The following is a 13562-nucleotide window of genomic DNA, read 5'->3' as shown; positions in this document are numbered from 1 at the left end:
ATCCGCTTGCGGCTGCGCGGGAGGCGCGCCATGACCTCGTCCATGAAGCTGCTGATCGTCGAGGATGACCGCGAGGCCGCGGCCTACATGGTGAAGGCCCTGAGCGAGGCCGGGCACGTGGCCGACCACGCCGCCGACGGCGCCGAGGGCTACGAGTTCGCGACCTCCGGCTCCTATGACGTGCTGGTTGTCGACCGCATGCTTCCCAAGCTCGACGGGCTGAGCCTGATCGGCCGGCTGAGGGCGGAGGGCGCGACCACGCCGGTGCTGATACTGTCCGCGCTCGGCCATGTGGACGACCGCGTGCAGGGCCTGCGCGCCGGCGGCGACGACTATCTCACCAAGCCCTACGCCTTCGCCGAGTTGCTCGCCCGCGTCGAGACTCTCGCCCGTCGCGGCCAGGCCAGCGCCGGCGATACGGTCTATCGCGTGGCGGACCTCGAGATCGACCGCCTGTCTCACACCTGCAGCCGCGCCGGGCAGGAGATCGTGCTGCAGCCGCGCGAGTTCCGGTTGCTTGAATATTTGATGCGCAACGCCGGCCAGGTGGTGACCCGCACCATGCTGCTGGAGAACGTTTGGGACTACCACTTCGACCCGCAGACCAACGTCATCGACGTCCATGTCTCGCGGCTTCGGTCGAAGATCGACAAGGGATTCGACAAGCCGCTGCTGCACACCGTGCGCGGCGCCGGATATCTGATCCGTGACGGCGCTCGGTAAGCTTCTCCGCACAACCGCGTTCAAGCTCGCGCTCGCCTATCTCGTCGTGTTCGCGACCCTGTCCGTCGTCGTCCTGATCTACGTCTCCTGGCACGCCAACGCCCTGATCGCCGGCCAGCTCAACGCCACCGTCAACGCCGAGATCACCGGGCTCGCCGAGCAGTACCGGCAGGGCGGCATCCGGCGTCTGGTCGCGATCGTCGAGGAGCGCTCCAACCGCTCCGGCGGCTCGATCTACCTCGTCACCACCATGACCGGCGAAGTGCTGGCCGGGAACGTCTCCGGGCTGCCGGACGCCTCGCTCGCCGAAGCCGGCGAGCGCGAGCTGCCGTACCAGCGGGCGGGCGAGACCGCGGCGGCGCCCTATCCCGCGGTCGTGCGCGTGTTCGTGCTTCCGGGCGGCTACCGGCTGCTGGTCGGGCGCGACACCGAGGAGCGCGAGCGGCTGTCCGCGGTGATCTCCAACGCCGTGCAATGGTCGCTGGCGCTGGTCGTCGTGCTCGGCCTCGCCGGCGGCGTGTTCGTGGCGAAGCGGGTGCTCGGGCGCATCGACGCCATGACCGAAACCGCCCGCACCATCATGGCGGGCGACCTGTCCGGGCGTCTCGCCGTGACGGGCTCGGACGACGAGTTCGACCGGCTGGCGCAGGCCACCAACGCGATGCTCGACCGCATCAACGAGCTGATGGCGGGCCTGAAGGAGGTTTCCGACAACATCGCCCACGACCTCAAGACGCCGCTGACGCGGCTGCGAAACCGCGCGGAGACCGCCCTGCGCACGGCGAGCGACGAGGACGAGTGGCAGGCGTCGGTCGAGCAGATCATCGCCGACGCCGACGCCATGCTCGGCATCTTCAACGCGCTGCTGCTGATCGCGCGGGCCGAGTCCGGAGGCGGGCGCGACCAGCTGGTTCCGGTCGACCTCGCCGACATCGCCGAGAGCGTGGCCGAGCTCTACGAACCGCTCGCAGAGGAGCGCGGCGCGCGGCTCACCGTGAACGCGCCGACGCCGATCCGGCTGCTCGGCAGCCGCGAGCTCATCGGACAGGCGGTCGCCAACCTCATCGAGAACGCGCTGAACTACGCCGCGGCGGCCGGCGGCGAGGTCGCGGTTTCGGCGACCACGGACGAAGACGGCGCGCGGCTCGTCGTCGCCGACCGCGGGCCCGGCGTTCCGGAGGCCGACCGCGCCCGCGCGCTGGAGCGCTTCGTGCGGCTCGACAGCAGCCGCTCACGTCCGGGCTCGGGCCTCGGTCTGGCGCTCGTCGCCGCCGTCGCCCGCCTGCACGGAGGGACTCTGACGCTCGAGGACAACGCCCCAGGACTCCGCGCGGTGCTGGCTTTGCCTCTCACCCCGGCGGCGCTGCCTGAGCCCTCTACGCCCGCCCTCGCGCCGCCGCGCGGCGCGAGGGCGGTGTAGCGGAGCGCCGCACCAGCCGTCATTGGAGCTTGGGGCCGGCCGCCCGGACGCTTACAACGTCGGGCGGAGGAAACGTCCATGACCGCTCGCAACACGACCGCACGACAAGCGGCCGCGGCGGCGCAGGAGCAGGATACGCGCGCGCTCGCCGTGCGCGTCCGGTCGTCTGCGACGCCCGCCGACAGGAAGGCCGCGCGCCGGAAGGTCGACGATCTCGGCGCGGAGGCGCCCGAGATCGCGGCTCTCGCCGAGCGGCCTGAGCTCCGCCAGCTGCTTGAGGCGGTCGCGGACGGGTCGTCCTTCCTGTGGAGCCTGATCGAGCGTCAGCCGGCCCGCGCGGTCGAGCTGTTCGAGCGCGAGCCGGAGGCGCGCCTGGCGGAGCTGCTCGACGTCGTCGCCGCCGCGCCCCTCGGCGACCGCGCGGCGCTCATGGCGCTGCTGCGCCGGTCCCGCGCCGAACTCGCGCTGCTGGCCGCGCTCGCCGACATCGGCGGCGTCTGGGGGGCGGCGGAGGTGACGTCCGCCCTGTCGAGCTTCGCCGACGCCGCCATCCGCGCGGCGCTCCGCTTCGCGCTGGCCGAGGCGCATCAGGCCGGCCGGATCGCGCTGCCCGATACTGCCGATCCCGAGACGGGTTCGGGACTGTTCGTGCTGGCCATGGGAAAGCTCGGCGCAGGCGAGCTGAACTATTCCTCCGACGTCGATCTCGTCATTTTCTACGATGCGCAGGTCGCGCCGCTGGCCGAGCCTTCGGAAGCGACGCAGACGTTCGCGCGCGTGACGCAGACGCTCGTGAAGCTGCTGCAGGAGCGCACCGCCGACGGTTACGTCGCGCGCGTCGACCTGCGCCTGCGGCCCGATCCCGGCGCGACGCCGGTCGCGCTCTCCCGTGACGCCGCGATGCTCTACTACGAGACGGTCGGGCAGAACTGGGAGCGCGCGGCCATGATCAAGGCCCGCGTCGTCGCCGGCGATGCGTTGGCGGGCGACGCGTTTCTCTCCGAATTGCGCCCCTTCGTCTGGCGCCGTTCGCTCGACCACGCGGCGATCTCGGACATCCACGCGATGAAGCGCCAGATCCACGCGCACAAGGGCCATGGCGAGATCGCGGTCGAGGGCCACAATCTCAAGCTCGGCCGCGGCGGCATCCGCGAGATTGAATTTTTCGTTCAGACCCAGCAGCTTGTGGCCGGGGGACGAGATCCCGACTTAAGAGTGCGCGGCACCGTGCAGGGCCTCGCCCGGCTCGCCGCCGCTGGATGGATCACCACGCGCGCCCGCGACGAGCTGACCGAGGCCTACGGCTTCCTGCGCACGATCGAGCATCGGCTGCAGATGCGCGATGACGCGCAGACCCACTCGCTGCCCGACGACCCTAAGGACCTCGGAGCGTTCGCGCATTTCTGCGGCTTCGACGGCCGGGCGGCCTTCGCGGACGCGCTGACGCGGCGGCTCGAACTGGTGCGGAGGCACTACGCGCGGCTGTTCGAGGACGCGCCGCCGCTCGCCTCCGACGTCGGCGACCTGGTGTTCACGGGCGAAGCCGACGATCCCGCGACGCTTGCGACCATGGCCGCGCTTGGCTACCGCGAGCCGGCGTCGGTCTCCGCGATCGTCCGCGGCTGGCATCACGGGCGCTACCCTTCCATGCGAAGTTCTCGCGCGCGCGAGCTTCTGACCGAGCTGGTGCCTGCGCTGCTGACCGCCTTCGCCGCCTCGGGCCGGCCGGACGAGGCGCTGTTCGGCTTCGACAAGGCGCTGGAGCGTACGCGGTCCGGCGTCGCGCTTCTGGCTCTGATCCGCGCCAATCCGCAGGTGCTGTCGCTGCTCGCCGACGTGCTCGGCGCGGCGCCGAAGCTCGGGGAAACGCTGGCGCGCCGTCCGCGCGTACTCGACGCGCTGCTCGATCCCGCCTTCTTCGGCCACCTGCCGGACGCGGTCGAGATTGAGGAGCGCGTGGCGCAGGCGCTCGATCAGGCCGCCTCCTACGAGGACGCGCTCGACCGGGCGCGCATCGTCGGTCAGGAGCTCAAGACGCTGGTGTCGCTGCGCGTCGCCGCCGGCGCGGTCGGGGCGGACCAGGCCGGCGGCGTCTTCACCCATATCGCCGACGCGCTGATCCGCGCCCTGTTCGAGTGCGTGGAGCGCGAGCTCCGTAAGGCCCACGGCCGGGTTCCCGGGGGCGCGGCGGCGGTGGTCGCGCTCGGGAAGCTCGGCGGCGAGGAGATGACGGCGGCGTCGGACCTCGACATCATCCTGCTTTACGACCATCCGGACTCCGCGCCTGACAGCGACGGCCCTCGCCCGCTGGCGCCGAGCCAGTATTACGCACGCCTGACGCAGCGGCTGCTCGCGGCGCTGTCTGCGCCGACGGGCGAGGGGGTGCTTTACGACGTCGACGTGCGGCTCCGGCCTTCAGGCCGCGCCGGCCCGCTCGCGACCCGGCTAAAGGCCTTCGAGCTCTATCAGGCCGACGAGGCCGAGACCTGGGAGCACATGGCGCTGACCCGCGCCCGCGTGGTGGCGGGCGGGAAGGCGTTCCGCCGCACCGTCGGCCGCGCCATCGGCAAGGTGCTGTGCGCCCCCCACGACCGCGCCCGCGTGGCCGCCGACGTGAAGGCGATGCGCGCGCTGCTCGACAAGGAGAAGGGCGGCGGCGGGATCTGGAACCTCAAGCATGCGCCGGGCGGGTTGGTGGACGTCGAATTCGCGGTGCAGGCGTTGCAGCTCGCCCACGCCGCTAAGAGGCCGGAGGTTCTGTTCACGGCGGTGATCCCGGCGCTCGACCGGGCGCGTCGGCTGCGGCTGCTGTCGGCGGACGACCATGAGCCGCTGATCGCCGCGTCGCGGCTGCAGCAGGACCTGACGCAAATCCTGCGGCTCGCGCTCGGCGAGGCGTTCGACCCGGCGTCGGCCCCTCCGGCGCTGAAGCTTCTGCTCGCCCGCACCGCCCACGAGCCCGACTTCAAGCGGCTGGAGGCGACGCTCGCGGAGACGCAGAAGGCTGCGCGGCAGGCGTTCAAGCGGGTGCTGGCGGGGCTGCGGTAGCGGCGGGCGAAACGACCCGCCGTCGTCTCAGGCGATCTTGTCTTCGAGAATCTCGCCGTCCGCCCGCACGGGCAGGCGGACCAGCACCACGGTGCCGGCGCCGACCGTCGAGCGGATGCGCATGACGCCGCCGTGCAGTTCCGCGAGCGAGCGGGAGATCGCGAGGCCGAGGCCGGAGCCCTTGTGGCTCTTCGAGAACTGGCTTTCCACCTGCTCGAACGGACGGCCGAGCTTCGGCAGCGCCTCCTTCGGGATGCCGATGCCGGTGTCCTCGATGTAGAGGTTCATCGCGCCGCCGACGGCGCGGGTGCGCACGGTGATGCGGCCGCCGGGCGGGGTGAACTTCACCGCGTTCGAGAGCAGGTTGAGCAGGATCTGCTTGAGCGCGCGGCGGTCGACCTCGACCGTGACGCCGGTCGCCGCCTCGGCGCGCAGCGCGATCGACTTCTCCTCGGCCCGGGGCGTGATGACGCGCATGGCTTCGAGCACGACCTTGTCGATGTCGAGAGTCTCGCGCGACAGGCCGAAGCGCCCGGCCTCGATCTTCGACATGTCGAGCACGTCGTTGATGACGTCGAGCAGATGCTGGCCGCTCTCGCGGATGTCGCGGCAGTATTCGTAGTATTTCTCGGATCCGAGATTGCCGAACATGCCGCTCTCCATGATCTCGGAGAAGCCGATGATCGCGTTGAGCGGCGTGCGGAGCTCGTGGGAGATGTTGGCGAGGAAGTCGGATTTGGCCTTGGAGGCGGTCTCGGCCTCGCTCTTCTGCTCGGCGTACTTCTCGGCCAGGTCGGCGAGCTGCTGCGCCTGGATCTCCAGCGTCTGCCGCGACTTTCGAAGGTCGGCGACGTTGGCGATCAGCGCCCGCTCGCTCTCCATCAGCCGCTCTTCTTGCCGCTTGAGCGAGGTGATGTCGGTGCCGACCGACACGAAACCGCCGTCCTTGGTGCGGCGCTCGTTGATGTGCAGCCAGCGGCCGTCCTCGATCTGCGCGTCGTAGGTGCGGGCGCCTTCCTCGACGCGGCCTTCGGGCTTCACCGGCGTCACGATCACCGGCTGGCGGCCGGCCGCGATGATGTCGTCGCGCGCCGCGCCGGGCGCGACGACGCCCTCGTCGAGTTCGTAGAGGTCCTGGAACTTCGAGTTGCACATCACCAGGCGGTTCTCGCTGTCCCACAGCACGAAGGCCTCGGAGATGGTCTCGATCGCGTCGCGCAGCCGCATGTCGGCGGTGGCTGCGCCCTCGGCGAGGCGCTTCTGCTCGGTGACGTCGACGCAGATGCCGATCAGGCGCGGACCGTCCTCGCCCTTGTTGCGCACCAGTTCGGCGCGGGCCCTCAGCCAGAGCCATTCGCCGCGCGCGTCGCGGATGCGGAACATGCGGTCGATCGAGGTGGTGACGCCGCGGGCGATCTCGTCGGCAAGCGCGTAGAAGTCGCTGTCGTCGGGGTGGATCAGCGCGTTGAACTCGCCGAACGAGACCAGCTCGTCGCGCGGCGTGTAGCCGAGCAGCTCGAACAGCGAGCGCGACCAGAAGATGCGGCCGCGCGCGACGTCCCAGTCGAACAGGCCGGAGCGGCCGCGCGACAGCGCCGTGTCGACCTGCTGGCGGACATGGGCGTTGGCGCGCTCGCCCTCGCGGGCGCGGGCGGCCTGCCAGTGGAAGGCGACGCCAAGTAGGGCGAGCACGAGGCTGGTGGAGGCGAACAGCGTGACGGCGCCGTGCGTGGCCGTGCGCCAGCTTTCGAGCGCGGCGTCGACGTTCTGCACCAGCGCGATCTGTCCGGGGCGGCCGTACGGCAGGTTGCGGACGGTCGCGAGCGCCGTCGCGCCGTCGGGCAGGGTCAGGCTCATCACGCCGGCGCGTTCGCCGAAGGTGGTCAGCGGCTGGGTCGCGCCGAGCAGCGTCACGAGATCCGAAGGCGGCTGGCCTTCGGGCGCGCCGAGCGCGACGTAGACGCGGCCGGTCTCGTCGGCGACGTAAAGCCTGCGGCCGCGCTCCGTCGTGGCGCGGGGCAGGGCGGCGGCGACGTCGGCGCCGAGCTTGCCGTCGCGGTTCTGATCGTTGACGCGCGGCAGCTCCTGCGCCGCCAGCGTCGCCAGCAGATCGAGTTCGTCGGTCGCGCTCCGCAGCGCGTCGCCGCGGCTGTCGAGCGCCTGCATCAAGGCTCCTGCGCCGACGACGCAGAGAAAAGCGACGATCAGCGCCGGGATCAGTCTGCGGAGAACGGGTTCGGCGTCGTCGAGGCCGAACCGCGACCGGGTCAGGGGCCCTGCGATCTTCTTGATGCCGAAGCTACGCACAGGCATTCCCGCCACGTTGGCGCGCGCCATCGCAGTGTCCTTCCGGCCGATTTGAGCTGAAGTCGATCGGAGAAGAACCCCACGTTCCGATTCGACTTGGCTATTAGAATCAATACCGGCCTGCACTGTCCAGTGCGAATTAACGTACAATTAAATACTTTTCTTCGCGTGGCCGAAAAGTGGAGTCGAATGAATCACTTGGGCGGCGCCCCAAATTTCAGCCGAGGGCGCGGCGGACGATGTCGCCGACGTCGGCCGAGAGCCCGGGCGCGCGGGACAGCGTCCGGAGCGCGTCCTCGGCTTTCGCGCGGCGGCCCGGCTCGAGCGCCCGCCAAGTCTTGAACGCGCCGAGGAGGCGCGCGGCGACCTGCGGATTGCGGCCGTCAAGCGCGCGGGCGGTCTCCGCCACGAAGGCGTAGCCGGCGCCGTCGGCGCGGTTGAACTGGGTGGGGTTGGCGCCGAACGCGCCGACGAGCGAGCGGACGCGGTTCGGATTGCCGGAGTCGAAGTAGCGGCTACGCGTCAGTTCGCGCACCCGGTCGAGCGTGTCGGGCAGGGGCGCCGAGGCCTGGATCAGCAGCCATTTGTCCATCAGCAGCGGATCGGAGCCGTAGGACGCCGCGAAGGCGTCGAGCGCGGCGTCGCGGTCGGGCGCGGCGTGCAGGGACAGGACCTGCAGCGCCATGATGCGGTCGGTCATGTTGGTCGCGCCGTCGAACAGCGCCTTGGCGAGCGCTACGCCTTCCGCGCCGCCGTCGGCGGCGAGGTAGTCCAGCGCGCTGACCTTGAGCGCGCGCCGCCCGGCGGAGGCGGCGTCGGGGCTGTAGGGGCCAGTGTCTTCAAGGCGCGCATAGGCGGCCGCGATCTCGTCGGCGAGGCTCGCCGCGATCGCGCCCTTCAGCGCGCGGCGGGCGGCGTGGATCGCGTCCGGATCGACGTCGTCGCCGATCTCGCGGGCGACGTCGCCTTCGCTCGGCAGCGCGGCGACCTGGGCGGCGAAGGCGTGATCGGTCTCGCCGGGCGCGAAGGCGCGGCGGACGGCGTCGGCGATGCGGGGCTCCTCCGGCGTCGCGCCGGCCGTCCGCAGCGCCGCGACGCGCGCCACCAGGTTGCGCAGCGCCACCGTCTGCCCGGCCTGCCAGCGGTTGAACGGATCGGGGTCGTTCGCCGCGAGGAACAGGTAGTCGTCGTCGGTCAGGTCGGCGGACAGCTTCACCGGCGCCGAGAAGTTGCGGAACAGGGAGGCGACCGGACGCTGCTTCAGTCCCTCGAAGGTGACCCGCGTGGTCGCGGAGGTCAGCGCGAGGACCGCGTCCGTAGGCTGCCCCCCGACGACGAGCGGCAGATCGCGCCCGTCCGGACCGATCAGCCCGACGACCATGGGGATGACGGCCGGCGCTTTGGTCGGCTGGCCGGGCGTCGGCGGCACGCGCTGGGTCGCCTCGATCGTGAAGGTTTTCTCCGCAGCGTCATAGGCGGTGGACACCTCGACCGACGGCGTGCCGGCCTGATGGTACCAGAGCATGAACTGGTCGAAATCGCGGCCCGAGACCTCCGCGAAGCAGGCGATGAATTGCTCGATCGTGCAGGCCTGGCCGTCGTGGCGGTCGAAGTAGAGGTCCATGCCGGCCTTGAACGCCTCGGGTCCAATCAGGACCTTCAGCATGCGGATGACCTCGGCGCCCTTCTCGTAGACCGTCGGCGTATAGAAGTTGTTGATCTCGGCGTAGGCCTGCGGCCGCACGGGGTGGGCGAGGGGGCCGCTGTCCTCGGCGAACTGCGCCGCCCGCAGGTTGCGGACGTCCTGGATGCGCTTCACCGGCCGGGACCGCGTGTCGGAGGTGAACTCCTGGTCGCGGAAGACGGTGAGGCCTTCCTTCAGGCAGAGCTGGAACCAGTCGCGGCAGGTGATGCGGTTTCCGGTCCAGTTGTGGAAGTATTCGTGGGCGATGATCGCTTCGATGTTCGCGTAGTCGCCGTCGGTCGCGGTCTCGGGGCTTGCCAGCACGTATTTGTCGTTGAAGACGTTGAGGCCCTTGTTCTCCATCGCGCCCATGTTGAAGTGCGAGACGGCGACGACCATGAACACGTCGAGATCGTATTCGCGTCCGAAGGCTTCCTCGTCCCAGCGCATGGAACGCTTGATGGCGTCCATCGCGTAGGCGGCGCGGTCCTCGCGCCCGTGCTCCACGAACACTTTCAGCGCGACGTCGCGGCCGGACGCCGTGACGAAGCGGTCCTCGACCACGCCGAGGTCGCCCGCCACCAGCGCGAACAGATAGGACGGCTTCGGGTGGGGATCATGCCACACGGCGAAGTGGCGGCCGTCGCCAACCTCGCCGGTTTCGGCGAGGTTGCCGTTCGACAGCAGGACCGGCGTCTCGTCCTTCGGGCCTTCGACGCGGGTGGTGTAGACCGCGAGCACGTCGGGCCGGTCGAGGAAGTAGGTGATGCGGCGGAAGCCTTCGGCCTCGCACTGGGTGGTGTAGGCGCCGTTGGAGCGGTAGAGCCCCATCAACCGCGTGTTGGCGGTCGGGTCGATCTCGGTGACGATGGTGAGCTCAAACGGGCGGCGCGGCGGGTTGGCGATCGTCAGCCGCTCCGGCGAGACGTCGAGCGCGTCGGCTTCGAGCGCGCCGCCGTCGATCGCAGCCGAGACCAGGTTGAGGTCCTCGCCGTCGAGCACGAGCGCGGCGACCTCGCGGCCGTCCGGATTTGGACGGATCGACAGCCGCGCCGTCACCCGCGTCGCGGTCGGGTGCAGGTTCACGTCGAGGTCGACGGTCTCGATCAGGAAGTCCGAGGGCCGGTAGTCGGCGAGACGGACGATCTGGGGGTCCTCGGCGCGCATGGCACGGCTCCGTCGGCTTGGGGTGCGAACAGGGCGTCCGGTTTAGGCTTGAGCGCGGGGCCGAGGCAAGGCGGGCCTGACGCCGGTCCTGCCTCGCCGCCATCAGCGGAAGGCGCGGAAACGATCACAAAACCTGTTGTTTGCAGGCGGCCGTTCGTCTTGCGCGCTCCAGCCCCCGCGCCTAGGGTCCGGCCGATCCAGACCTCTGCCGGAGCATGAACGATGGCCTTCCTCGCCGACGCCCTTTCGCGCGTTAAGCCGTCCGCGACGATCGCGGTGAGCCAGAAGGCGCGGGAGCTCAAGGCGCAGGGACGCGACGTCATCGGCCTCGGCGCCGGCGAGCCGGACTTCGACACGCCGCAGAACATCAAGGACGCCGCGATCGACGCCATCCGTCGCGGCGAGACCAAGTATCCGCCGGTCGCAGGGATCCCGCCGCTGCGCGAGGCGATCGCGCAGAAGTTCAAGCGCGAGAACGGGCTCGACTACAAGGCCTCCCAGACGCTGGTCGGCACCGGCGGCAAGCAGATTCTCTACAACGCCTTCGTCGCCACGCTGAACCCGGGCGACGAGGTCGTGATCCCCGCGCCCTACTGGGTGAGCTACCCCGAGATGGTGGCGATCAACGGCGGCACGCCCGTGCTGCTGCCGACCACGCTCGAGCAGGGCTTTAAGGTGCAGCCCGAGGCGCTCGACGCGGCGATCACGCCGAAGACCAAGTGGGTGCTGCTGAACTCGCCCTCGAACCCGTCCGGAGCCGCCTACAGCCGGGCCGAGATCAAGGCGCTGACGGACGTGCTGCTCAGGCATCCGCATGTCTGGATCCTGACCGACGACATGTACGAGCATCTCGTGTTCGGCGGCTTCGAGTTCACGACGCCGGCGCAGGTCGAGCCCGCGCTCTACGAGCGCACGCTGACCATGAACGGCGTGTCGAAGGCCTACTGCATGACCGGCTGGCGCATCGGCTACGCGGCGGGTCCGGACAGTCTGATCAAGGCGATGGAGATGGTGCAGGGCCAGCAGACCTCGGGCGCCTGCACCATCGCCCAATGGGCCGCGCTCGAGGCGCTGGCGGGGCCGCAGAATTTCCTCCCCGGCTTCCGCGTCGCGTTCGAGCGGCGGCGCGACCTCGTCGTCTCGATGCTGAATCAGGCCAACGGCTTGAACTGCCCGACGCCGGAAGGCGCGTTCTACGTCTATCCCTCCTGCGCCGGGGCGATTGGCCGGACCGCCCCGTCCGGAAAGGTCATCGCGACCGACGAGGATTTCGTCTCCGAGCTGCTTGAGGCGGAGGGCGTCGCGGTCGTGCACGGATCGGCCTTCGGACTCGGACCGAACTTCCGCATCTCCTACGCGACCGCCGACGAGACGCTGGAGGAGGCCTGCTCGCGCATCCAGCGCTTCTGCGGATCTTTACGCTGACGCGCAGGGCAGGGGCCCCGGCTGCGTGATTGACAGGACGCAGGTCGAAACCTAACCCAGTCTGGGGACGTTTCGTGCATGCTCGCACCAAACGATCGGAGATCGTCATGTCCTTCCGGCTTAAGGCCGCGCTTCTTGCGGCTGCGATCGCTGTTCCCGGCGCGGCGCTCGCCGCCGACATGGGGCACCCCACGGTGACCATCACCAAGAAGCGCCACGTCGAGTCCGGCGTGCAGATCGGCACCCTGACCTGCAAGTCTCCGGGCGGCATTGGCTACATCGTGGGGTCGGACAACGATCTCGCCTGCGAGTACCGCCCGGCGGGCGCGCCGCATCCGGTGGACGCCTATATGGGCCGGCTGTCGACCATCGGAGTCGACGTCGGGGCGACGGGTCCGAGCGTGCTGAAATGGGCGGTCGTCACGCGCACCGAAGACATCGGACCCGGCGATCTGGCGGGACGCTACCGCGGCGCGTCGATCAGCGCGGCGGCTTTGATCGGCGGCGGGGCCAACGTTCTCCTTGGCGGCTCGGGCCGCTCGATCGCGCTGCAGCCGCTGAGCTTCGAAGGCCAGACCGGCCTTTCCGTCTCGGCCGGCCTGTCGTCGCTGACGCTCGATCCGGTCTGACCGCGCGTCTCGCGGGGATGTGAAGGCGGTTCCGCGGCCGGGCGTAACGTTCGGCCGTTCCCATGCGTACCTCCCATGACCAAACGGGAGCGATCCATGCTGATCAAACGCACGCCGAGCTGGGCTATTCGCGAAAGCGAGGCGACGCCGGAGGCGGTCGCGCTCGGGCGCCGCCGCTTCGTGGGCGCGGCCGCGGCGGGCGTCGCGGCCGCGCTGGGCGCGAGCAAGGCGGAGGCGGGCTGGCTGTTCGGCTCCGACGAGCCGGCCGCGCCGCCGGAGAAGGACCCGACCGCGGGCCTCTATCCCGTGAAGCGCAACGAGGCCTACGCGCTCGACCGCCCTGTGACGCCCGAGAGCGTGAACCTCGGCTACAACAATTTCTACGAGTTCGGCACGACCAAATACATCGCGTCCGCCGCCCAGAAGCTCCCGCTCAGGCCGTGGACGCTGCGCGTCGGCGGGTTGGTCGAGACGCCGCGCGAAGTCGGGATCGACGACCTGCTGAAGGCGCTGCCGCTCGAGGAGCGGCTTTACCGCCACCGCTGCGTCGAAGCCTGGGGCATGGCGCTGCCGTGGAGCGGCGTTCCGCTGAAGAGCTTCGTCGAGTGGGCGAAGCCGCTCGGCTCGGCGAAGTACGTCAAGCTCACCGCCTTCCTGAAGCCCGAGGTGGCGAGCGGCCAACGCAGCCCGCTGTTCGAGTGGCCCTATGTCGAGGGCCTGTCCATCGCGGAGGCGACCAACGAACTCGCCTTCCTCGCCACCGGTGCCTATGGCAAGCCGCTGTCGAAGCAGATGGGCGCGCCGATCCGCCTCGTGGCGCCGTGGAAGTACGGCTTCAAATCGGTGAAGTCGATCGTGAGCGTCGACTTCGTCGAGGAGATGCCGCGTACGCTGTGGGCGGCCGCCGGCCCGTCCGAATACGGCTTCTGGGCCAATGTGAACCCAAGGGTCGACCATCCCCGCTGGAGCCAGGCGCGCGAGCGCGTCCTCGGCACCGACGAGACCCGGCCGACGTTGCTGTTCAACGGCTATGGCGAGCAGGTCGCCGGCCTCTACAAGGGGCTCGAGGGCCAGAAGCTCTACATGTGATCCCGGCGGCCGATCCGTCGCGGCCGCGCGAGCTTGCGTCCTAGCCTCTCGCATCCCACAGTTCCGCCAT

At 70.1% G+C, this 13562-nt stretch carries 8 protein-coding genes; 6 read left to right on the top strand and 2 right to left on the bottom strand.

All coding sequences use genetic code 11. From position 1 onward, the window contains the following. Positions 1-30 precede the first annotated feature (30 nt). The 3 genes from PKE78_RS15885 (at position 31) to PKE78_RS15875 (ending at position 5191) form a co-directional block, all read left to right on the top strand. The gene (locus tag PKE78_RS15885) at positions 31-723 is read left to right on the top strand and encodes a response regulator transcription factor (protein WP_271201874.1); all 693 of its coding nucleotides are present in this window, start codon (positions 31-33) and stop codon (positions 721-723) included. After that, positions 707-2143, top strand: coding sequence for a sensor histidine kinase (locus PKE78_RS15880; protein WP_271201873.1), 1437 nt, complete (start codon positions 707-709; stop codon positions 2141-2143). The genes PKE78_RS15885 and PKE78_RS15880 overlap by 17 nt, the downstream gene beginning before the upstream one ends. Positions 2144-2221: 78 nt before the next feature. Next, positions 2222-5191, top strand: a complete 2970-nt coding sequence (locus tag PKE78_RS15875; protein ID WP_271201872.1) for a bifunctional [glutamine synthetase] adenylyltransferase/[glutamine synthetase]-adenylyl-L-tyrosine phosphorylase — start codon at positions 2222-2224, stop codon at positions 5189-5191. Positions 5192-5218: 27 nt separating this feature from the next. On the opposite strand, the gene PKE78_RS15870 is transcribed toward PKE78_RS15875, so the two are convergent. Next, positions 5219-7528 carry a PAS domain-containing sensor histidine kinase gene (locus PKE78_RS15870; protein ID WP_271201871.1) on the bottom strand — a complete coding sequence of 770 codons (2310 nt, stop codon included), beginning with the start codon at positions 7526-7528 and terminating at the stop codon, positions 5219-5221. A gap of 187 nt (positions 7529-7715) precedes the next feature. Then, positions 7716-10349 carry an aminopeptidase N gene (gene pepN, locus PKE78_RS15865; RefSeq protein ID WP_271201870.1) on the bottom strand — a complete coding sequence of 878 codons (2634 nt, stop codon included), beginning with the start codon at positions 10347-10349 and terminating at the stop codon, positions 7716-7718. Positions 10350-10571: 222 nt separating this feature from the next. Here pepN and PKE78_RS15860 point away from each other — a divergent pair, with 222 nt between their 5' ends. The 3 genes from PKE78_RS15860 (at position 10572) to msrP (ending at position 13492) form a co-directional block, all read left to right on the top strand. Beyond that, positions 10572-11774: a pyridoxal phosphate-dependent aminotransferase gene (locus PKE78_RS15860; RefSeq protein ID WP_271201869.1), complete on the top strand. Its 1203-nt coding sequence runs from the start codon at positions 10572-10574 to the stop codon at positions 11772-11774. A gap of 107 nt (positions 11775-11881) precedes the next feature. Then, entirely contained in the window at positions 11882-12403 is a 522-nt protein-coding gene (locus PKE78_RS15855; protein WP_271201868.1) for a DUF992 domain-containing protein, read from the top strand. 96 nt (positions 12404-12499) lie between these two features. Continuing rightward, complete coding sequence (gene msrP / locus PKE78_RS15850) at positions 12500-13492, top strand: protein-methionine-sulfoxide reductase catalytic subunit MsrP (protein WP_271201867.1); 993 nt, start codon at positions 12500-12502, stop codon at positions 13490-13492. Positions 13493-13562: the final 70 nt, after the last annotated feature.

Source organism: Methylopila turkensis (assembly GCF_027922325.1).
In the GTDB taxonomy this organism is placed as follows: domain Bacteria; phylum Pseudomonadota; class Alphaproteobacteria; order Rhizobiales; family Methylopilaceae; genus Methylopila; species Methylopila turkensis.
Note: the sequence above shows the minus strand (reverse complement) of the source record. Positions and strands in the feature narration are given on the sequence as shown.